Origin of the sequence: Burkholderia sp. AU33803, from assembly GCF_002223095.1 — a bacterium.
Lineage (GTDB): Bacteria > Pseudomonadota > Gammaproteobacteria > Burkholderiales > Burkholderiaceae > Burkholderia.
In genome coordinates, this window is record NZ_NKFJ01000004.1 from 925,687 (window position 1) to 946,933 (window position 21,247).

A 21,247-nucleotide genomic window follows, 5' to 3' on the forward strand; every position below is an offset into this window, starting at 1 on the left:
ATCTAGGGTTTTTATTAAAACATTCGACTAGAAGATTTCGTTGACCTGAAAATCTTGGCATGTTAAATCGCGACCGTGATTCTGGATTGGTTTCCCAGTATTTGGAAATCTCTTTTTGCTGTTTATTAGCTTCGATAGATGCGCTGGGTGAAACAAATGAGTTAATTTATTAATTCATGATGATTGGATGGCTTCAGGGAATGGAACATTCCGAACTGCCGAGAAATTGAGATGGCTCTTGGGCACGCTTGCCAGGTCATTGGCGTTGATTCCCGGCTGCACAACTTGCTGGGTTGTGTCGAGCGTGTGTCTCGATGATGGATTGTCGGGATGTGGATCAATCTCGATCCGGATCCCGGATCCCGGATCCCGGATCCCGGATCCCGGATCCCGGATCCCGGACCGCGGTCGCCTAAGCCGTAGGTCACACGTTCGAATCGCGTAGGGCGGGTCGGATGGATTCCTCGAAGACCCACACAGGTCCGCCCCAGGTTACCCAGCCCCGTCACTCAACCGTCACCGATTTCGCCAGATTCCTCGGCTTGTCGATATCCGCGCCACGCAAACACGTCGCGTGATACGCAAGCAGCTGCAACGGCACCACATGCAGGATCGGCGACAACAGCCCGTAGTAATCCGGCATCCGCAGTACCGACACGCCTTCGCTGTTGTCGATCAGCGTATCGGCATCGGCGAACACGTAAAGCTGGCCGCCGCGCGCGCACTTCCTGCATGTTCGACTTCAGCTTCTCGAGCAGCGCGTCGTTCGGCGCGATCGTGGCAACAGGCATCGTATGCGTCACGAGCGCGAGTGGCCCATGCTTCAACTCGCCCGCGGGATACGCCTCCGCGTGGATGTACGAAATCTCCTTCAGCTTCAGCGCACCTTCGAGCGCGATCGGGTAGTGCAGCCCGCGCCCGAGAAACAGCGCATTCTCGTGTCGTGAGAATTCCTCCGCCCAGCGCTCGATCTGCGGCTCGAGCCCGAGCACATCCTCGAGCGCACCGGGCACCCGCCGCAATTGCTTCGTGTAGCGCGCGAGCTGCGCATCGTCGACATAGCCGCGCAGCCGGCCGAGCGTGACCGCGAGAATGAACAGCGCGACCAACTGCGTCGTGAACGCCTTGGTCGACGCGACGCCGATCTCCGGGCCGGCCCGCGTCAGGAAGCGCAGGGCGGTCTGGCGCATCATCGCGCTGGTCGGCACGTTGCAGATTGCCAGCGTGTCGACATGGCCGAGCGCCTGCGCGTACTTGAGCGCGGCGAGCGTGTCGGCGGTCTCGCCGGATTGGGACACGCTGACTACCAGCGTGTTCGGCATCGCGAGCGCATCGCTGTAACGGTATTCGCTCGCGATCTCGACCTGCGCGGGCAGGCGTGCGATCGTTTCGAGCCAGCGGCGCACGGTCAGGCCGGAATAGTGACTCGTGCCGCACGCGAGAATCAGTACGTTGTCGATCTGCTCGAACGCCCGCGCGGCGTCGGGGCCGAACACGGCCGGATCGAACAGCCCCGCATCCGGGAGGGTCGCGGCCACGGCCTGCGGTTGCTCGAAAATCTCCTTCTGCATGAAGTGCCGGTACGGCCCGAGTTTGACCGCGGCCTGCGCGGAGGAAATGGTTTGCACCGCGCGCTCGACTGGTGCGCCGCAACGATCGAGTACGCGCACGCCGCCCGGCCTCAATTCGACGATGTCGCCTTCCTCGAGAAAGATGAAGCGGTCGGTGATGCCGGCGGGCGCGAGCGCATCGGAGGCGAGAAAGCATTCGCCGTCCTTCACGCCGACGACGAGCGGTGAGCCGACTTTCGCGCCGATCAGCCGCTGCGGCTCGTGCTTGCTGAACACGGCGATCGCGTACGCGCCGTGAAGCTGAGAAGTCGCTGCACGGACGGCGGCGAGCAGATCGCCGCGGTACTGGCTGTGGATCAGGTGCGCGACGACCTCGGTGTCGGTCTGGCCATCGAATTCGTAATGCACATCGGAAAGTTGCTTGCGCAACGTTTCGTGGTTTTCGATGATGCCGTTGTGCACGAGTGCGATTTCGTCGCGCGAGAAGATCGGATGCGCGTTGCAGGTTGCCGGTGCGCCGTGCGTCGCTCAACGCGTGTGCGCGATGCCGGTGCCGCCGGCGAGGCCGGTGGTGCGCACGTGCGCGTCGAGATCGGCGACACGCGACACACTGCGTTCGCGACGCGCCTGGCCGTTCACGACCGTCGCCACGCCTCATGAATCGTCGCCGCGATACTCGAGGCGACGCAAACCTTCAATCAGAATCGGGACGATGTCCCGTTGCGCGACCGCGCCGACGATGCCACACATGACACGTCTCCTCCCTGTTAGTCATCATGGACCGCGCGCGTCGTTGCGTCAGCGCGATGCGGTTGCCGTTGCCGCTGCCGTCGTGAATCCGCATCGAGCGGCGATGACGGGCGCGGCCATCCGGCTTTCGAATGCCAGATAAAGCGACTCCTCTAGTACGTTCCAGTGCGCGCCGTGCCGGTACGGGCCCGATCGCGCTTGCCAGCAGGCGACGGTGCCCCAATCGTTCATCTTGAGCGCTACCAGCGCGATCAAGCTCCACGGATAATCGGTGTTGGCGAGTTGCGGCCAGCTCTTGCCGTACTTCCGCATCCCCTGCGCGTAGAACGTCTCGCCGGATTGTTCGGGAACCTGAATACCGGAAAGGAGCGGGAGGATCTGCACCGACGACGCAAAACTGCCGCACATCAGTTAGAGTTGGAGCCCGGGGCGATTCCGCATACGATTCTGGCGCCCCCTGAGCAATGTCGAACCCGCCGAGGCCGAACGTGGCACGCAAGTGCTGCGATCCGAGTCGCCATTTCTGGCAGTTCCGACATGATCGCGTTGCCTGAGTGACGGTTTGCATGGGGCAGAATCCGGGCTGGTGCGTGCCCGCTATCCATCCGGATCGCGGGCCCGATGGCCATCCCCAGCCAGCCGCGCCAATCACCACGCATTGACCGCCGGCCCTGCCGGCGGAGCAGTCCACAAGACGGCGCGGGACCAGCGCAGCAGAGCGCACCCGCCGCCGTTCGAATCCCCACCCGGCACCCGTGGTGCGATGCGGGCGCCTCGACCAGGAGGTGAACGATGATCACGCTGACCGTCAACGGTAGCGAGCAGCACTTCGACGGCAATCCCGACATGCCGTTGCTCTGGTATCTGCGCGATGTCCTCGGCCACACCGGCACCAAGTTCGGCTGCGGCATGGCGCTGTGCGGCGCCTGCACCATACACCTCGACGGCGTTGCGATCCGCTCGTGCATCACCCCGGTCGCAGCCGCTTCCGGCAAGCGCGTGACGACGATCGAGGGACTGTCGACGGACGTCGATCATCCGCTCCAGCAGGCCTGGCAGGAACTGAACGTCGCGCAGTGCGGCTACTGTCAGTCCGGGCAGATCATGCAGGCCGCGTCGCTGCTGAAGACGAATCCCCATCCGACCGACGCCGACATCGACGATGCGATGTCCGGCAACATCTGCCGCTGCGGCACCTACACGCGCATTCGTGCGGCGATCCGCCTGGCTGTGCGCCGCGGAGGTGCCGCATGAGCGCGCCCGAACTCTCCGTCCATAACGAAAGCCGTCGCGCGCTGCTGCTCGGCTTCGCATCCGGCGGGCTACTGCTCGCGTTCGGCGTGCCGTCGCTCGTCCACGCGGCGACACCGGTGCAGCCGCCCGTCAGTGCGAATCCGCAGTATGGCGGCGCCGGGATGCCGCACGGGTTGCGCGACGATCCGCACCTGTTCGTCGCGATCGCGCCGGACGGCACGGTCACCGTGACCTGCATCCGCTCCGAGATGGGGCAGGGCGTGCGCACGAGCGTCGCGCTGGTCGTGGCGGACGAGCTGGGCGCCGACTGGGCGCGCGTGAAAGTCGCGCAGGCCGTGGGCGACGAGCCGCGCTACGGCAACCAGAACACCGACGGATCGCGCAGCCTGCGCCAGAGCTTCGCGGCGCTGCGCCGCGCGGGCGCGGCCGCGCGCACGATGCTCGAACAGGCGGCAGCCGCGGCGTGGGGCGTCGATGCGCGTCAGGTCAAGGCGACGGTGCATGAGGTCGTCGACACGAAGAGCGGGCGCAAGCTCGGCTTCGGTGAACTGGCGGCGAAGGCAGCGGCGCTGCCGGTGCCGGATCCGGCCACGGTGGCGTTGAAGGCGCCGGCCGAATTCCGCTATATCGGTAAGGGCGAAACGGCGCTGATCGACGGGCGCGACATCGTCGGCGGCCGCGCGCACTACGGGATCGACACGCGGCTCGACGGGATGCTGTATGCGGTCGTCGCGAGGCCGCCGACCTACGGTGACACGGTCGCATCGGTCGATGCATCGGCGGCGGAGAAGCTGCCGGGTGTCGTCAAGGTCGTGCAGCTTGCGCCAACACCGCTGCCGTCCGGCTTCCAGCCGCTCGGCGGCGTGGCCGTCGTCGCGCGCGATACGTGGACCGCGATCCAGGCGCGCGCGCAACTGAAGATCGACTGGAAGCGCGGGCCCAACGCGAACTACGATTCCGCCGCGTATCGCGAGACGCTCGAAGCGGCTGCCGCGCAACCGGGCGACGTGATCCGCAACGACGGCGATGCAGCGGCAGCGCTGGCCGGCGCCGCGAAGCGCGTGCGGGCGACGTACTACATCCCGCATCTCGCGCACGCGACGATGGAGCCGCCCGCGGCCGTCGCGCGCGTGGCCGACGGCCGTTGCGAAGTGTGGACCTGCACGCAGGCGCCGCAGACCACGCGTGACGAGGTCGCGAAGGCGCTCGGGTTACCGACGGAGCGCGTGACGGTCAACGTGACGCTGCTCGGCGGCGGTTTCGGCCGCAAGTCGAAGCCCGACTACGTGGTGGAGGCGGCGCTGCTGTCGAAGGCGGTCGGCGCACCGGTCAAGCTGACGTTCACGCGCGAGGACGACATCGCGCACGACTATTTCCATGCGGTGTCGCTCGAGGCGTTCGACGGCGGGATCGATGCGTCGGGGAAGGTGGTCGCGTGGCAGCATCGCACGGTCGCGCCGTCGATCCAGTCGACGTTCAGGGCCGGTGTCGTGCATGAGCAGCCGGGCGAGCTCGCGCAGGGGATTGCCGACTTGCCGTTCGCGATTCCGAACGTGCGGATCGAGAATCCGGCCGCGCAAGCGCACACGCGGATCGGCTGGTTCCGCTCGGTCTACAACATCCCGCATGCGTTCGGCATCCAGAGCTTCGTGTCGGAGCTGGCGCACGCGGCCGGTCGCGACGCGAAGGATTTCCTGCTCGACCTGATCGGGCCCGCGCGGCGTTTCGAGCCGCACATCACGGTGAAGAACGCGAACTACGGCGAGGATCCGGCGCTGTATCCGATCGATACCGGCCGGCTGCGGCGCGTGGTCGAGACGGTCGCGCGCGGCGCCGGCTGGGGGCGCAAGCTGCCGAAGGGGCACGGGCTCGGGATCGCCGCGCATCGCAGCTTCGTGTCGTACACGGCGGTGGTGTGCGAGGTGCAGGTCGACGCCGACGGCAAGATCACGGTGCCGCGCGTCGACATCGCGATCGACTGCGGGCCGCAGGTCAATCCGGAGCGGGTACGCTCGCAACTCGAGGGCGCGGTGGTGATGGGGCTCGGCATCGCGCTGCACGGCGAGATCACGTTCAAGGACGGCCATCCGGAGCAGAGCAACTTCAACGGCTTCCAGGTGCTGCGCATGAACGAGGCGCCGCGCGAAATCCGCGTGCATCTCGTCGCGCCGGACGATTTTGCGACACCGCTCGGCGGCGTGGGCGAGCCGGGCCTGCCGCCCGTTGCGCCGGCGCTGACCAATGCGATCTTCGCGGCGACCGGCACGCGTATCCGCAGCCTGCCGATTGCCGATCAGCTCGCGAAGCCGCACGCGGGCTGACGCACACTATTCCCCACGCCGGGCCGCATCGTGCGGCCCGGTGCACATCGACCCCTGCGCAAGGAGCGTGACGTGGCCTCTTCCGAAGTCAGCGTGAAGCAGTCGGTTTCCCCCGCCGAATGGGATGCGCGAGTCAACCTCGCGGCAGCCTATCGTCTCACCGCGCTATTCGGCTGGGACGATCTCGTATTCACCCATATTTCCGCACGCGTGCCCGGCCCGGAGCACCATTTCCTCATCAACCCGTATGGGATGATGTTCGACGAGATCACGGCATCGTCGCTGGTGAAGGTCGATCTCGACGGACGCAAGGTGTCCGAATCACCTTACGAGATCAACCCGGCCGGCTTCACCATCCACAGCGCGGTGCATGCGGCCCGCGACGACGCGCTGTGCGTGATGCATACGCATTCGATCAACGGCGTCGCCGTATCGGCGCAGGAAGGGGGCTTGCTGCCGCTGTCGCAGCAGTCGCTCGGCGTGCTGGCGTCGCTCGGCTATCACGACTACGAGGGCATTGCGCTCAACGAGGGCGAGAAGGCGCGCCTCGTGCAGGACCTCGGCGCCAAGACGAACCTGATGCTGCGCAACCACGGCCTGCTGACCGTCGGCGCGACGCCGGCAGATGCGTTCGTCGCGATGTACTTCTTCGAAGCAGCCTGCATGATCCAGGTCCGCGCGCAGGCCGGCGGCGCTGCGTTGTTGCCGATCGGCCAGCCGATTCTCGACGGTATCAAGCAGCAGATCGCCGCGGTGACGCGCGGGATGGGCGCCGGGGCGCTCGTCTGGCCCGGCTTGCTGCGCCGGCTCGATCGGCGCAATTCCGGTTACGCGGACTAGCGGATCCGTCGTTGTCGTTTTAGAACGACCGTGCTAAATTCCTGCCAGCACTTTCCGTCACGGAATCCTTCATTCGGCTGACGAAGCCGGCCCCGGGAGGCAGCACGATGAGCTTGTTGATGTCGCGACGCGATCTCGCGTTCCTGCTGTACGACTGGCTCGACGCGGAAGCGCTCGTTGCGTTGCCGCGTTACGCCGAGCACAGTCGCGAGACGTTCGACGCGGTGCTCGACACCAGCGAGCGGATCGCCGAAGACCTGTTCGCGCCGCATGCGGCGCGCGGCGATCGCGAGGAGCCGCAGTTCGACGGCGAGCGCGTGACGCTGATCCCCGACGTCGCACCGGCCGTGCGCGCCTTTGCCGACGCCGGGCTGATCGCCGCGGGCCACGACGAAGCACTCGGCGGCATGCGCTTGCCGAAGCTCGTCGAAGCCGCATCGTTCCTGTTCTTCCAGGCCGCGAACATCGCCACGTCCGCCTATCCGTTCCTGACCGCCGCCAACGCGAACCTGCTCGTCGCGCACGGCAGCCCCGCGCAGATCGACGCATTTGCGCGCCCGGAGCTGGAAGGGCGCTATCTCGGCACCATGTGCCTGTCCGAGCCGCAGGCCGGTTCGTCGCTGTCCGACATCGCGACGCGCGCGGATTTCGAAGGCGATTCGCCGCTCGGCCCGCGCTACCGGCTGACCGGCAACAAGATGTGGATCTCGGGCGGCGAACACGAGCTGACGGAGAACATCGTCCACCTCGTGCTCGCGAAGATTCCTGACGAACACGGCCGGCTGCTGCACGGCACGCGCGGCATCTCGCTGTTCATCGTGCCCAAGTACCTGCCGGGCGCCGATGGCGCGGCGCAGGGCGAGCACAACGACGTGGTGCTCGCCGGGCTGAACCACAAGATGGGTTACCGCGGCACCACCAACTGCCTGCTGAACTTCGGCGAAGGCACGCGCTACCGCCCGGAAGGGCGCGCAGGCGCGATCGGCTATCTCGTCGGCCAGCCGAACCATGGCCTCGCCTACATGTTCCACATGATGAACGAAGCGCGCATCGGTGTCGGTGCGGGCGCGGTGGCGCTCGGCTACACGGGTTATCTGCACGCGCTCGACTATGCGCGCAACCGGCCGCAGGGGCGCCCGCTCGGGCCGGCCGGCAAGAATGCCGCCGCGCCGCAGGCGCCGATCGTCGACCATCCGGACGTGCGGCGCATGCTGCTCGCGCAGAAGGCCTATGTCGAAGGCGGTCTCGCGCTGATCCTGTATTGCGCGAAACTGGTCGACGAAGCACGCGCGCACGACGATGCGGACGTGCGCGCCGATGCCACGCGCCTGCTCGACATCCTGACGCCGATCGCGAAAAGCTGGCCGTCGCAGTGGTGTCTCGCGGCGAACGACCTCGCGATCCAGGTCCACGGCGGCTATGGCTACACGCGCGATTACGCGGTCGAGCGGCTCTATCGCGACAATCGTCTCAACCCGATCCACGAAGGCACGCACGGGATCCAGGCGCTCGACCTGCTGGGCCGCAAGGTCGCGCAGGACGATGGCGCGTTGCTGCACGCACTCGATGCGCGGATCGGCGCGACCGTCGAACGCGCGCGAGCGCTTGGTGCCGAGCTGCGCGAGCAGGCCGATGCGCTGGCGCGGCGCTGGGCGCGGCTGGTCGACGTCACGCGGCAACTCGGCGCGGTCGGCGATCCGCAGGCGCGGCTCGCGAACGCGAGCGTCTATCTGGAAGCGTTCGGCCATCTCGTCGTGGCGTGGCTGTGGCTCGACGTGACGCTTGCCGCGCACGGGCACGCCGACGATTACCACGACGGCAAGCGTGCGGCGGCCCGCTATTTCTTCAACTGGGACCTGCCGAAAGTGGATGCGCAGCTCGATCTGCTCGCGCGCGTCGACACGACGACGCTCGACATGCGCGACGCGTGGTTCTGATCGTTGTTTCACCCACATTCCGGAATGCAGACGATCTCGTGGATGCCGATTCCGTCGGCTGTTGCGTATTCGCCGTGAACCGGCCATGCGGGTCCGCCCCGCAGCATGACATGATGCGCGGCGAAGCCGCTCAAGGAGAGAGACGAACATGAAAGCCCTGTTGTGTACCGCATTCGGCCCGATCGACAGCTTGCGCATCGAGGACGTGGCGATTCCCGAGCCGGCCGCGGGCCAGGTTCGGGTTCAGGTGAAGGCCGCGTCGCTCAATTTCCCCGACGCGCTGATCGTCCAGGGGCTGTACCAGGTGAAGCCGGCGCTGCCGTTTTCGCCGGGTGCGGAATTTGCCGGCGTGATCGACGCGGTGGGCGAGGGCGTGACCGCGTGGCAGCCGGGGGATGCGGTGGTCGCGTTCACCGGGCACGGCGGTTTCGCGCAGCAGTGCGTGGCCGACGTGCACCAGATTGCCGCGCTGCCGCCGGGCATGACATTCGAGCAGGGCGCGGCGCTCGTGCTGGCGTACGGTACGTCGCTGCACGCGTTGCAGCAGCGCGCGCGGCTGCAAGCAGGCGAGACGTTGCTCGTGCTGGGCGCGGCGGGCGGCGTTGGCCTCGCCGCGATCGAGATCGCGAAGGCGCTCGGCGCGCGCGTGATCGCGGCGGCGTCGAGTGCGGACAAGCTGGCGCTGTGCCGTGAAGCGGGCGCGGACGAGACGATCGACTATGCGACCGAAGACCTGCGCCGCCGCGTCGACGAATTGACCGGCGGCCGCGGCGCCGACGTCGTCTACGATCCGGTGGGCGGTGCCTACAGCGAAGCGGCGCTGCGCGCGACCGCGTGGCGCGGCCGGTTCCTCGTGGTCGGCTTCGCGGCCGGCGAGATCCCGAAGCTCGCGCTGAACCTGGCGCTGCTCAAGGAGCGCGACATTCTGGGTGTGTTCTGGGGCGATGCGGTGCGCCGCGATCCGAAGCAGCATGTCGCGAACATGCGCCTGCTGGCCGAATGGTTCGCGGCCGGCAAGGTACGACCCGCGATCACCGAGCGCGTGTCGCTGGCCGATGCGGCCGATGCGATCGCGCGGATGGCGAACCGCCAGGTGAAGGGCAAGGTGGTGATCCTGCCGGACGCGTGACCGGCTTTCCGCGCGCGGCGTGCCGCGTTCCGGCACACGCCGCGCGGCTGCGGTTCGGCGCTCGTGCGCGTTACGCGATCTGCTGCAGAAGGGCCGCGACCCGCTGCCCGAGCGCACGATGCTGATCGGCCTCGAAGTGAACGCCGTCCACCGGGCTCACCTCGATGATCGCGCCGGCATCGAGAAAGTGCGCACCGGCGTCGCTTGCCACCTGTTCGTACCGCTTCGCGAGCTGCCGGGACTTCGCTGCGCCGCCCGCGAAGATCTCGCCGAGGAAGCCGACCTCGACGATCGCCGCAGGCGCCATCAGCACGAGCGTCGGTGATGCACCGGACGGGCCGGCACCGCACGCGGCGATCTCCGCAAGCAGCACGCCGACCGACGTCGCGATGTCGGCGGGCGTGACCGAGAAGCGTGTCTTCAGGTCGTTGGTCCCGAGCATCAGCACGACGACATCGATGGGCAAGTGACTTTCGAGGCATGCACGCAGATACGACAAACCGTTCTTGTGCCGGCCTTCGATCGGATCGTCATGCACGGTCGTCCGCGCGGGCAACCCTTCTTCGATGACCCGCCAGCTCGCGCCGAGCGTGTGCGCCAGCACGCCGGTCCAGCGTTCTTCGCGTGCGAACCGCTCCAGTACGCCGGCACGCGTCATCGGGCGCGTGCCATGCGTGTTCGAATCGCCGTAGCAGAGCACGGTTTTCTGCGTCATCGTCCCTTCCTCCGTCAGTCGTTCAGTCTTTCGGCAAGCGCAGCACGTCCAGCGCGTGCTGCGAGAATTCGACCCAGAACCGCTCGTTCGCGATACCGGCCTGCAGGACCAGGTGCTGAAGGCGCTTCGTGCGCGAATCGGCGCTTTCAGAAAAATCGCGTGCCTCGATCTGCAGATACAGGTCGAGCTTTTCCTGGTGCAGCGCGATGCGCCGCCTGATTTCGTCCTCGAGGCCGGCTGGGCCGAGCACCGCTTCCGCGCGCAGGCGCACCATCAACGCTTCGCGCAGCGGCGTCGGGTCTTCCTGTTCGGCGATCCAGCGGCGCAACTCCTTCTTGCCGGCCGGCAGGATCCGGTACGCGCGCTTGCGGCCGCGCCCCGATTCGGCCGGCAGCGATTCGATCCAGCCCGTTTCCTCGAGACGCCCCAGCTCGCGATAGATCTGCTGGTGCGTCGCCTGCCAGAAATAACCGATCGAGCGATCGAAACGGTCGGCGAGTTCGGAGCCTGAACCGGGGCGTTCGGCGAGCGCGGTGAGGAGTGCGTGGGGCAGGGACATGTCGGATCGGAGGAGGCCGCGGAATGAACCGCATCTTGCCATATCGGGGCCACGGTACAAGATGACGGATGCGTTTATGCAACGGGTTGCATAAACGAAAGCGGTCGACTACTATCTGTGCAACTTGTTGCATAAAAAATGGAGACACCCCATGACGTCGCGTTACCCGCATCTGACGACCCCGCTCGAGCTCGGCTTCACGTCACTCAGGAACCGCGTGCTGATGGGGTCGATGCACGTGGGCCTCGAGGAAGCGCCGAACGGCTTCGAGCGGATGGCGGCGTTCTATGCGGAGCGGGCGCGCGGCGAGGCCGGCCTGATCGTCACGGGCGGATTCGCGCCGAACGAGCGGGGCCGTCCGGCGCCCGGCGGCGCGATGCTGACGACCGAAGCGGAAGCCGAGCGTCATCGCGTCGTGACGCGCGCGGTGCACGCGGAGGGCGGCAAGATCGCGCTGCAGATCCTGCATTTCGGGCGCTACGCGTATCACCCGGCGCTCGCTGCACCGAGCGCGCTGAAGGCGCCGATCAACCCGTTCACGCCGCATGCGCTGACGAGCGATGAAGTCGACGAGACGATCGCCGATTTCGTCCGATGTGCGGCGCTCGCGCAGCATGCGGGTTACGACGGCGTCGAGATCATGGGGTCCGAAGGCTATCTGATCAACGAATTCATCGCCGCGCGGACGAACCATCGCGACGACGCATGGGGCGGTGCGTACGAGAACCGCATCCGTTTCCCGGTCGAGATCGTGCGGCGCGTGCGCGAGCGGGTCGGCACGAACTTCATCGTCATCTACCGGCTGTCGATGCTCGATCTCGTCGAAGGCGGCTCGACGCTCGACGAAGTGATCCGGCTCGCGCAGGCGATCGAAGCGGCCGGTGCGACGATCATCAACACGGGTATCGGCTGGCACGAGGCGCGCATTCCGACCATCGCGACGAAGGTGCCGCGCGCCGCGTACGCCTGGGTCACGCGGCAGTTGATGGGCAAGGTCGGCATCCCGCTCGTCGCGACCAACCGGATCAACACGCCGGACGTCGCCGAGCAACTGCTGGCCGACGGCTATTGCGACATGGTGTCGATGGCGCGGCCGTTCCTCGCCGATGCCGAGTTCGTGCGCAAGGCGCGGGAAGGGCGCGCGGACGAAATCAACACGTGCATCGGCTGCAACCAGGCCTGCCTCGACCATACGTTCAGCGGCAGGATCACGTCGTGCCTCGTGAATCCGCGCGCGTGCCATGAAACCGAGCTCGTGATTCGCCCCGCCCAGCAGCACAAGCGGATTGCCGTGGTCGGCGCCGGGCCGGCAGGCCTCGGCTTCGCGATCACCGCGGCCGAGCGCGGCCATGCGGTGACGCTGTACGAAGCCGGCGCGGAGATCGGCGGCCAGTTCAACATCGCGAAGAAGGTGCCCGGGAAGGAAGAGTTCAACGAGACGCTGCGCTATTACCGCCGGCAGATCGAACTGCGCGGCGTGACGCTCCACCTCAATACGCGTGCGACTGCCGAGCTGCTGCTGCAACGCGAATTCGACGAAGTGGTGATCGCGACGGGCATCGTGCCGCGCACGCCGCCGATCGACGGTGTCGGGCATGCGAAGACGCTCGGTTACCTCGACGTGCTGCGCGACGGCAAGGCGGTGGGTCGCAATGTCGCGATCGTCGGCGCCGGCGGGATCGGCTTCGACGTCGCGGAGTATCTGGTGCATCGCGACGGTGCCGAGCACGTCGACGCCGACCGCTTCTTCGCCGAGTGGGGTGTCGACCGATCGTATGCGAACGCAGGCGGCTTGCGTCATGCGAACCCCGAGCCGGCGGCGCGGCAAATCCACATGCTGCAGCGCAAGGCGTCGAAGGTCGGCGACGGGCTCGGCAAGACCACCGGATGGATCCACCGCACGGCGCTGAAGGCGCGCGGTGTCGGGATGTCGTCGGCGGTGACCTACCGGCGTATCGACGACGAAGGATTCCACGTGACGATCGACGGTGTCGAGCAGACGCTGCCGGTGGACAACGTCGTGATCTGCGCGGGGCAGGAGCCGTTGCGCGAACTGGCGGAGCAACTGGAGGCCGCCGGGCGCAAGGTCCATGTGATCGGCGGCGCGTACGAAGCGGCCGAGCTCGATGCGAAGCGCGCGATTCACCAGGGCACGACGCTTGCCGCCACCCTTTGAGACTGATTCGTTTCCTTTCCGCCCGACGATACTGGAGTCTTCGATGACGAACGCAACGCTGCATCTTCAACCCGCTGTCGCGCAATCGCTCGACACGTGGCACGCGATGGTCGAACGCAAGGATTTTGGCGCACTGGAGTCGATTGTCCATCCGGACGCCGTGTTCCGTTCGCCGATGGCGTTCAAGCCGTACGGGCCGGCGCCCGCGCTATTGCTGGCGCTGCGCACGGTGATCACGATCCTCGAGGATTTCACCTATCACCGCCAGTTCGTCACCGACGACGGCAAGAGCGTGGTGCTGGAGTTCAGCGCGGCCATCGGCGAGAAGGCACTGAAGGGGATCGACATGATCCGCTTCGACGACGACGGGCGGATCGTCGAGTTCGAGGTCATGATCCGGCCGTTCAATGCGCTGCAGGCACTCGGCGCGGAAATGGGCGCGCGGCTCGCGCAGCAGTTGCCGGCGTTCAAGATCGGCAACTGAGCGGGGCGATTGCGGGTCGGCCGCCGCCGCGTTCAGCGTGCGAGTTGTGCCCGCGCGAGCCGGCCCAGGCACCGGACGCCGTCCTCGATACGTTCGTTCCATACGTGCCCGGCGCTCAGACGCAGGCAATGGCGAAAGCGCCGGCTGGCGGAGAAGATGTCGCCCGGCGCGAAGCAGATGCCCTGTTCGAGCGCGGCATCGAACAGCGCGCGTGAATCGAACCGCTTCGGCAGTTCGAGCCAGAGCACGAAACCGCCGGCTGGCCGGCTCACTTTAGTGTCGGCCGGAAAGCTGGCCTCGATCGTGCGCGTCATCCGTGCCAGGTTGTCCTCGAACACACGCCGGATGCGGCGCAAGTGCGCATCGTATGCACCGCTCGCGAGGAAGTCGGCCACCGCGACCTGCAGCAACACGGGGCCGCACAGGCTGAGCGCAAGCTTGCGTTCCATCACCTGCTGAGTGCGCGCACCCGCCGCGATCCAGCCGATCCGGTATCCCGGGGCGAGGCTCTTCGAGAACGAACTGCAGTAGATCGTATCGGCCCCGCTGTCGAGCGCGCTGAACGGCCTCGGCCGGTCTCGCCCGAAGTGGATGTCGCCGTAGACGTCGTCTTCGATCAGCGGCACGCGATGGCGTGCGAGCAGGGCAAGCAGCGCCTGTTTGTCGTCTTCGCTCATCGCGGAGCCGAGCGGATTGCCGAAGCTCGACGACAGCACGCAGGCGGCGATCGATTCCGCTTCGAGCCGCTGCGCGAGCATGCCGACGTCGACGCCTCGCAACGGGTCGGTCGGCAACTCCAGCGCCTTCAGTCCCAGTGCCTCCAGCGTATGAAGCAGGCCGAAGTAGGTCGGCGATTCCACCGCAATCGTATCGCCGCGTGTTGCCACGGCATTCAGCGCGAGCGTCAACGCTTCGGTGCAGCCGTTCGTGACGAGGATGTCGTCGGCGGACAACGGGTGCCCGAAGCGCATGGCCCGCCGCGCGATTTCGCGGCGCAGCGCCGGTTCGCCGTAGGGCGCGCAATAGACGTTGTAACGCGTGCCGTGCTGGCGTGCCGCGCGGGCGAGGGCCAGGTCGAGCCGCTTCGATTGCAGCAGCGCCGGATCGGGCACCGCGCATCCGAGCGGCACGAGCGCCGAGTTGGCCGCATGTTCGAGCATCGCGGCGACTGCGCCGCTGATCGACACCGTCGATGCTTTCGCACGCGAGCGCGAGGCGCTCGGCAACGCAAGCGTGCCGCCACGCGCGGCCGCGACGTAGAAGCCCGACTGCGGCCGCGATACGAGCACGCCGCGATCTTCGAGCAGACGGTATGCCTGCAGCGCGGTGGACACGCTGATGCGCTGCTGTTCGCTGACGGTACGCACGGACGGCAGCCGGGTGCCCGGCGCCAGCGTGCCGTTCCCGATCATGCCGACGATGAGGTCGGCCAGCTGCCTGTAGCGGAATGACGTTTGCGTTTCCATGAGACACCAGCGGCAGGGGAGTGCCCGATTATCGACCGTTCGACACGATCTCGCCACGCATAATTGTGTCGGTCCAATCGGCGGAAAATTGTGGCTGTTATGGTTTTTGGGCGAACGCTACGATGGCGGTGTTCCGATCCATCGATCGGCCATTGCGAGGCTTGCCCATGCAGACGACACAAGCACATCCCGGCGCGTGGCGCGGACGATTTCCATACAACGAAATCATTTCGCTGCTCGACGTGAACCGGACGTTCAACCTGGCGGAGAGCACGTCGCAAGACCTGACGGTCGGCGAATTGCTGGATCTGGCCGGCGTCGAAGCGGTCCGCAACCTGAAGCTTGGCTATAGCCAGTCGGCGGGGGCTGCGGTGCTGCGCGAAGCGATTGCCGACACCTGCAATGTGCCTGCCGAGCAGATCGTGACGACGCAAGGCACCGCGCTCGGGCTGTTCCTGCTGGCCTATGAAGTGTGCCGGCCCGGCGACGAGGCCGTGCTGGCGACACCCTGCTTTCCTCCGAGTCGAGACTGCCTGGTCGGTGCCGGCGCAACGGTGCGAGACGTGCGGCTGTCGTTCGAGAACGGCTATCGGCTGGACCTCGCGCAGTTCGACGCGAGCCTGTCGTCGAAGACGCGGCTGGTCAGCATCGCGTCCCCGCAGAATCCGGGCGGCGTGCAGGCGTCGCGAGCCGAGATCGACGCATTACTGGCGTTGATGGCGCAACGGTGTCCGGACGCGATACTGTTCATCGACGAAACCTATCGCGAAGCAAGCTATGGCGATGCGGCCGCGGCAGCCAGTTTCGCGGGTGTCGATCCACGCATCGTCACGGGTTCGTCGGTGTCGAAAGCGCTGGGCGCACCCGGTCTGCGGACCGGATGGCTCACGGTGGCCGATGCAGGGCTTAGGGCACGTCTGCTCGTCGCGAAGCTGAATACGGTGATCTCGGGTTCGGTGCTCGACGAGACGCTGGCTGCGACCGTGCTGCGCCACCGCGAACACGTGCTCGCGCCCCGGCGCCGGCTGCTTGCGGGCGCGCTGGATATCGTGTCGGACTGGTGCGAGCGTGAACGCGCGCGGGTGGAGTGGGTGCGGCCCGATGCGGGCGCACTGTGCTGCGTGCGGTTGCGTCAGGATGCTTTCGACGAGCCGGCCGTGTCGCGCTTCTGGCAGCGGTTGCCGGATCACGACGTGCAGCTCGCATCAGGCACGTGGTTCGGCGAAAGCAGCCGCGTGTTCAGGCTCGGGTTCGGCTATCTTCCGCTGGAGCGGCTGCCGCCTGCGTTGACGGCGCTGTCTCGGGCGATGGATGCAGCGGTTGCATGAATCGGGTGCCCGGGGGCCGGGCGCGACGAACATCATTGAACGTCAGGAGTGACGCCATGAAGGTAAGGATTGCGTACATCGAGGAACCGCCGTTCTACTGGACGGCAGAAGACGGTACCGTGACCGGTGCGGATGTCGAGGTGTCCGAGGTGGTGCTGCGTGCGATCGGCGTGACGGAAATCGAATATCACCCGACGTCGTTCGAGGAACTGCTGCCGGGCGTGCAGGCCGGTCGCTGGGACATGAACGTGCCGATCTTCGTGACGGCCGAACGCGCGCGGCACGTGACGTTCAGCGTCCCGGTGTGGACGATCGGCGACGGTTTCGTGCTGCAGGCCGGCAATCCGAAGCAGTTGACGAGCTACGCGGCCATCGCGGCGCGCAGCGATGCGCGGCTGGCGTGCGTGACCGACCAGATGCAGATCGATTCGGCCAGGGCGGCCGGCGTGCGCGACGGGCAGATCGTCATCTTCAAGGATCAACCCGACGCAGTGGCTGCGTTGCTTGCAGGGCAGGTCGACGCGTTCGCGAGCACCGCGATCGGGGCCCGCGCGGTCGCCGACACGGACACGCGACTGGAGGCCGTCTCGCACGAGCGGGGTGCCGGTGAGGCCGCGCCCGTTGGCGGATTTTCGTTCAGCCAGAACAGCGATGCGCTCGTGCAGGCCGTGAACGCAAAGCTGCGCGAGTATCTCGGCTCGGCCGATCATCGCGAGCGGATGGCGAAGTACGGCTTCACGCATGCGGAAATCGACGGCGTGGTGGAGAACGGCGGCGCGACGTCGTAATGCCGCGCGCGGTGCCGGCCGTTCGCACGGTCGACACCGCATGCGTGATCACGCAGCCGCAGCCTGCGCGAACCGCTCGACGAACCAGTCGCAGACGAACGCAGTTCGCTCGGATGCGTGGTTGTAGATCGTGTGCTCGCCGTCCGGCCAGACCTTGAGCATCGCGTCGCCGGGCGTCGCCGCATCGAGGAACGGCTGCTGATCGTCGAGCCGGATCAGCGGATCTTCGCCGCCGTGCAGCACCAGCAGCGGGCATGCGATGCGGTCGCGTTCGGACGAGAAGCTCATCCGCGCGAAATTCGCCGCGACCGCATCGGGATCGTCGTTGCCGAGCATGGCCGCAGCCTGTTCGACGAACGTGCGGAACGGCAGCAGCGTCGGCGCCGCGAGTGCGCCGTTCACGCAGCAGGCGGCGATCCGTCGGTCGCTCGCAGCGGTCGATGCGGCCCACAACCCGCCGATGCTGTTCCCCCAGATGCCGATCGACCCGGGCACGCGGTCGGCGACCGCATCGACGAAGCGCCGGTATGCGGCGCTCATGTCGACGTCGACGAAGATCCGCTGTTCGAGCCGCGTCTCGCCCTGGCCCGGCCCCTCGGCGAGCAGCGTGGCGATGCCGCGCGCCGCAAGCGCGCGTGCGATCGGCCAGTACGCGAAGCCCCAGCCGCTCTGGCCGCCGAAGAGTATGACGGTGCCGCGTACGCGTTCGGTCGGCGGCCGGACCAGCCAGCCGATCAGGTGCGCATCGCCGAACGGCACTTCGACGCGTTCGATGCGCTTGTCGGACCAGCGCGCGAGGCCGTGCGACGCGTCGACGAGCCGCGCATAGAGCGCGCGCTTGCGCGGCACGTCGTGGTTGAATGCCATCTGCGCAAACAGCAGGTTCGCGATGGCCAGCGCCTGCGCGTCGGCGGCCGTGACTAGGTGGCCGGCTTCCGCCGCCTGCGCGGCGCGCGCGAGCTGCGCGTCGGCCAGCGCTTCGGCCGCGACGTCCCACGGTTCGCCGGTGGATGTGCGCGCGTGCAGTGCCATTGCGTCCGCATAGTCCATTCCGCAGTCGAGCAAGCGCGTGACGGGCATCGCGCGTTGCAGGGACAGCGCGAACGGTGACAGTTCGGTCGTCATGCGTAGGTTTCCTTTACGATGCGTGAGTGACGGCCGACGAGGCTGCCGAGGCCGCGGACGGCTCGGTCGACGTGGCGGACCAGTGCAGCTTGTCGCGGAGTGCATCGACGAGCGCGCCGAGGTCGCGCAGCTCGGCCACCGAACCGAACACGATGAAATCGGGCCGCGCGATATATGCGCCGATCCGGTGCGCCTGCATGAACGCTTGCTGCTCGCCGTCGAGATCGACCACGGCATCCGGTGCGCTCACGTCGTCGGACAGCACGGCCACGTGACAGCCGAGCCGCGCGAGGAACGCACGCTGCGCGTCGTCGAGGTAGCGGGAAGGGTGTTCGCGCGTGACGAGCTGGAATCCCCGGCCGACCACATCGTCGAAACGGCCCTCGGCTGCGCCGCGGCGCACGCGCCCCTGCGGCGCGGGCGCGCCGGTCGTCGGCTGGCGCGTGCCGTCGGCTTCGTCGTGCAGGATGCCGTGGTCGAGCTTCGGGAACGGCGGCATCGGCGGCATGTTGCCGGAGCGGAACGCCGCGTCGCGCTCGGCGACCTTGCGCGGATCGTCCTCGTTGACGACTTGCCCGAGAAACAGCGACATCTGCGTGATCGCGGTCACGTGCGGGCGGCGCTCGGCTTCGAACGTGTCGAGCAGGTCGGGGCAGGCGCGCCCGGTCAGCACCAGGTCGAGCTTCCACGCGAGGTTGATGCCGTCGCGCATGCCGGAGCACGCGCCTTGTCCCATGTACGGCATCATCGTGTGCGCCGCGTCGCCCGCGAGCAGCACGCGGCCGGTGCGCCAGCGTTCGGCCATGCGTGTCTCGAACGTGTAGACGACGTGGCGCAGCAGCTTCAGGTCGTCCGGGCCGAAGCCGTAGTGGTCGTTGAGCCACTTCCAGCCGGCTTCTTCCGTTTCCCATTCGGCGGTCGATTCGTTCGGCAGCACGCGCAGCTCGAAGCGCGTGCGCTTCGTGCCGATCGGCATGTGCATGTACGCGCGATCCGGATCGCAGTAGATCGTCGTGCGCGCGCAGCCTTCGCCGAGATCGCGCTTGTTCTCCGAATCGAGGTTGAGCCAGCGCTCGTTGTAGCCGAAATCGGATCGTTCGATGCCGAGCGTGCGGCGCACGAAGCTGTTCGCGCCGTCGGCACCGATCACGTAGCGGGCGCGAATGGCGCGCGGCTTGCCGGTCCATTGCGCGTCCTGGCTGCCGCGCGCCGGATGCGCGGTCAGCGTCACGCCGTCGTCGTCCTGCAGCAGCGTGTCGACTTCCCAGCCGCGCAGGATCGTCACATTCCTGAAGGTGCTGGCGCGCGCATCGATCGCGTCCTCGATGTCCGGCTGGTAGATCGAGATGTGCGCGGGATAGCCGCACGCGCGGCCGGTCCAGTTCAGTTCGAGCAGCAGGTCGCCGTTCGCATCGCAGTAATGGTAGGTGTCGACGGCTTTCGCATTGCGCAGCGCGTGATCGACGTCGGCACTCGCCTGCACGATGCGTGCGGTTTCGCCGTCGATGTGCGTGAGGCGCGGCAGGCCGTACGGCGTCGGCCAGCGTTCGAGGACGATCACGCGATGGCCGGCGCGGCCCAGCATCGATGCGGCGACGAGGCCGGTCGGGCCGTAGCCGACGATGGCGACGTCACAGTGTTCGACGGAGATGTCGCCGTGGGCGCTCGATTCGGTATTCATGTGGTGTGTCTCCATGACGGTTTCGTTTGTTGGTCTGTCGTGTGGCCGGTTCAGCGCGCGGTCGAGCCGGGCAGGTTGCCTTCGAAGGCGTCCTGCAGCAACGCGCGCAGGCCGTCGCGTTCGATCGGGCGCGGGTTCCAGTACGGATTGGCGGCCGCGAGATCGGCGGCGCGATCGAGGTCGGCTTCCTGCATGCCGATCGCCTTCAACGAGAGCGGTGCGCCGTTGTCGAGCGCCAGTGCGTAGAGGCCGCGGGTCGCGTCGTTCGTGCCGATCGCACGGGCGATCCGCTGCATCGCGTCCGGCGCATGTGCGGCGTTGTACGCGAGTGCATGCGGCAGGACGACGGTGTGGGTCGGCGCGTGCGGCAGGTTGAAGCTGCCGCCGAGCGTGTGACAGAGCTTGTGGTGCAGCGCCATGCCGACGTTGCCGAGCACCATGCCGCACAGCCACGCGCCGTAGAGCGCGTCGCTGCGCGCGTCGAGATCGGCGGGGTCGCGCCGCACGCCGGGCAGGCCGCGGGCGAGCGCGCGAATGCCTTCTTCGGCCACGAGGCTCATCACCGGATTCGCGTTGTTCGCGTAGAGGCCTTCCGCTGCGTGCGCGATCGCATTGAGGCCGCTCGTCACGGACAGCTCGACGGGCAGCGTGACGGTGAGGGCGGGATCGTAGATCACCGTCTTCGGCAACACGCGTGCGTCGGAGCCCGTGCGCTTGAGGCCGCCCTCGGTCAGGCCGTAGATCGGCGTCATCTCGCTGCCGGCGTACGTCGTCGGTATCGCGAGGATCGGCAGGCTGCTTTCGAGCGCGATCGCCTTGCCGAGGCCGATCGTCGAACCGCCGCCGATCGCGATCGCGCAGTCGGCATTGCACGACCTGGCGAACGTCTGCGCATCGCGGGCGATTTCGATCGGGACGTGCATCGTCGCACGATCGTAGAGTCCGGCCGCGCGCGCACCGAGCCGCTCGACGATGCGTTGCGCGAGGTCGCGCTGCTCCGGCGTGCAGAGCACGATCGCGCGTTGCGCGCCCAGTTCCAGCACTTCGCGTTCGAGATGCTCGAGGCTGCCTGCGCCGAAGATCACGCGGGCGGGGCGGGCCTGGTAAATGAAATTCATGTTGT

15 protein-coding genes and 2 pseudogenes are annotated in these 21,247 nt (G+C 67.2%); 9 read left to right on the forward strand and 8 right to left on the reverse strand.

Features of this window, described 5'->3' with window-relative positions:
- Positions 1–505: 505 nt before the first annotated feature.
- A pseudogene (gene glmS, locus CFB41_RS06815) lies at positions 506–2,222 on the reverse strand (glutamine--fructose-6-phosphate transaminase (isomerizing)).
- A gap of 147 nt (positions 2,223–2,369) precedes the next feature.
- Positions 2,370–2,702, reverse strand: a pseudogene (locus tag CFB41_RS06820) (hypothetical protein); the annotation flags it as partial.
- Positions 2,703–3,113: 411 nt separating this feature from the next.
- Between CFB41_RS06820 and CFB41_RS06825 the strand changes: the two are divergent.
- From CFB41_RS06825 to CFB41_RS06845, 5 genes are all read left to right on the forward strand, one after another.
- Positions 3,114–3,575 (forward strand): (2Fe-2S)-binding protein, encoded by a 462-nt coding sequence (locus CFB41_RS06825; protein WP_089455988.1) that lies wholly within the window; start codon positions 3,114–3,116, stop codon positions 3,573–3,575.
- Positions 3,572–5,896 (forward strand): xanthine dehydrogenase family protein molybdopterin-binding subunit, encoded by a 2,325-nt coding sequence (locus CFB41_RS06830; RefSeq protein ID WP_089455989.1) that lies wholly within the window; start codon positions 3,572–3,574, stop codon positions 5,894–5,896. Before CFB41_RS06825 ends, CFB41_RS06830 begins: the two co-directional genes overlap by 4 nt.
- A gap of 72 nt (positions 5,897–5,968) precedes the next feature.
- Complete coding sequence (locus CFB41_RS06835; protein WP_089455990.1) at positions 5,969–6,736, forward strand: class II aldolase/adducin family protein; 768 nt, start codon at positions 5,969–5,971, stop codon at positions 6,734–6,736.
- Between the two features lie 107 nt (positions 6,737–6,843).
- Positions 6,844–8,673: an acyl-CoA dehydrogenase gene (locus CFB41_RS06840; RefSeq protein WP_089455991.1), complete on the forward strand. Its 1,830-nt coding sequence runs from the start codon at positions 6,844–6,846 to the stop codon at positions 8,671–8,673.
- A 148-nt stretch (positions 8,674–8,821) separates the two neighbouring features.
- Entirely contained in the window at positions 8,822–9,802 is a 981-nt protein-coding gene (locus CFB41_RS06845; protein WP_089455992.1) for an NADPH:quinone oxidoreductase family protein, read from the forward strand.
- Positions 9,803–9,872: 70 nt separating this feature from the next.
- Here CFB41_RS06845 and CFB41_RS06850 read toward each other — a convergent pair whose 3' ends face one another.
- Both CFB41_RS06850 and CFB41_RS06855 read right to left on the reverse strand, forming a co-directional pair.
- The gene (locus CFB41_RS06850) at positions 9,873–10,517 is read right to left on the reverse strand and encodes an SGNH/GDSL hydrolase family protein (protein WP_089455993.1); all 645 of its coding nucleotides are present in this window, start codon (positions 10,515–10,517) and stop codon (positions 9,873–9,875) included.
- Between the two features lie 22 nt (positions 10,518–10,539).
- Entirely contained in the window at positions 10,540–11,076 is a 537-nt protein-coding gene (locus tag CFB41_RS06855; protein WP_069247687.1) for a PadR family transcriptional regulator, read from the reverse strand.
- 151 nt (positions 11,077–11,227) lie between these two features.
- On the opposite strand from CFB41_RS06855, the gene CFB41_RS06860 reads away from it, so the two are divergent.
- Both CFB41_RS06860 and CFB41_RS06865 read left to right on the forward strand, forming a co-directional pair.
- Complete coding sequence (locus tag CFB41_RS06860; RefSeq protein WP_089455995.1) at positions 11,228–13,252, forward strand: NADPH-dependent 2,4-dienoyl-CoA reductase; 2,025 nt, start codon at positions 11,228–11,230, stop codon at positions 13,250–13,252.
- A gap of 43 nt (positions 13,253–13,295) precedes the next feature.
- Positions 13,296–13,736 carry a nuclear transport factor 2 family protein gene (locus CFB41_RS06865; protein ID WP_089455996.1) on the forward strand — a complete coding sequence of 147 codons (441 nt, stop codon included), beginning with the start codon at positions 13,296–13,298 and terminating at the stop codon, positions 13,734–13,736.
- 32 nt (positions 13,737–13,768) lie between these two features.
- Here the strand turns inward: CFB41_RS06865 and CFB41_RS06870 are convergent, their stop codons facing one another.
- Entirely contained in the window at positions 13,769–15,202 is a 1,434-nt protein-coding gene (locus tag CFB41_RS06870; protein WP_089455997.1) for a PLP-dependent aminotransferase family protein, read from the reverse strand.
- 167 nt (positions 15,203–15,369) lie between these two features.
- On the opposite strand from CFB41_RS06870, the gene CFB41_RS06875 reads away from it, so the two are divergent.
- Together CFB41_RS06875 and CFB41_RS06880 are read left to right on the forward strand one after the other, a co-directional pair.
- Complete coding sequence (locus CFB41_RS06875) at positions 15,370–16,530, forward strand: pyridoxal phosphate-dependent aminotransferase (protein ID WP_089455998.1); 1,161 nt, start codon at positions 15,370–15,372, stop codon at positions 16,528–16,530.
- 56 nt (positions 16,531–16,586) lie between these two features.
- Complete coding sequence (locus CFB41_RS06880) at positions 16,587–17,318, forward strand: transporter substrate-binding domain-containing protein (protein WP_089455999.1); 732 nt, start codon at positions 16,587–16,589, stop codon at positions 17,316–17,318.
- A gap of 48 nt (positions 17,319–17,366) precedes the next feature.
- Here CFB41_RS06880 and CFB41_RS06885 read toward each other — a convergent pair whose 3' ends face one another.
- From CFB41_RS06885 to CFB41_RS06895, 3 genes are read right to left on the reverse strand one after another with little or no spacing between them, the layout of a single operon-like run.
- Positions 17,367–18,443 (reverse strand): S9 family peptidase, encoded by a 1,077-nt coding sequence (locus CFB41_RS06885; RefSeq protein WP_089456000.1) that lies wholly within the window; start codon positions 18,441–18,443, stop codon positions 17,367–17,369.
- A 13-nt stretch (positions 18,444–18,456) separates the two neighbouring features.
- The gene (locus tag CFB41_RS06890; RefSeq protein WP_089456001.1) at positions 18,457–20,124 is read right to left on the reverse strand and encodes a bifunctional 3-(3-hydroxy-phenyl)propionate/3-hydroxycinnamic acid hydroxylase; all 1,668 of its coding nucleotides are present in this window, start codon (positions 20,122–20,124) and stop codon (positions 18,457–18,459) included.
- 50 nt (positions 20,125–20,174) lie between these two features.
- Positions 20,175–21,242, reverse strand: coding sequence for a maleylacetate reductase (locus CFB41_RS06895; RefSeq protein ID WP_089456002.1), 1,068 nt, complete (start codon positions 21,240–21,242; stop codon positions 20,175–20,177).
- Positions 21,243–21,247: the final 5 nt, after the last annotated feature.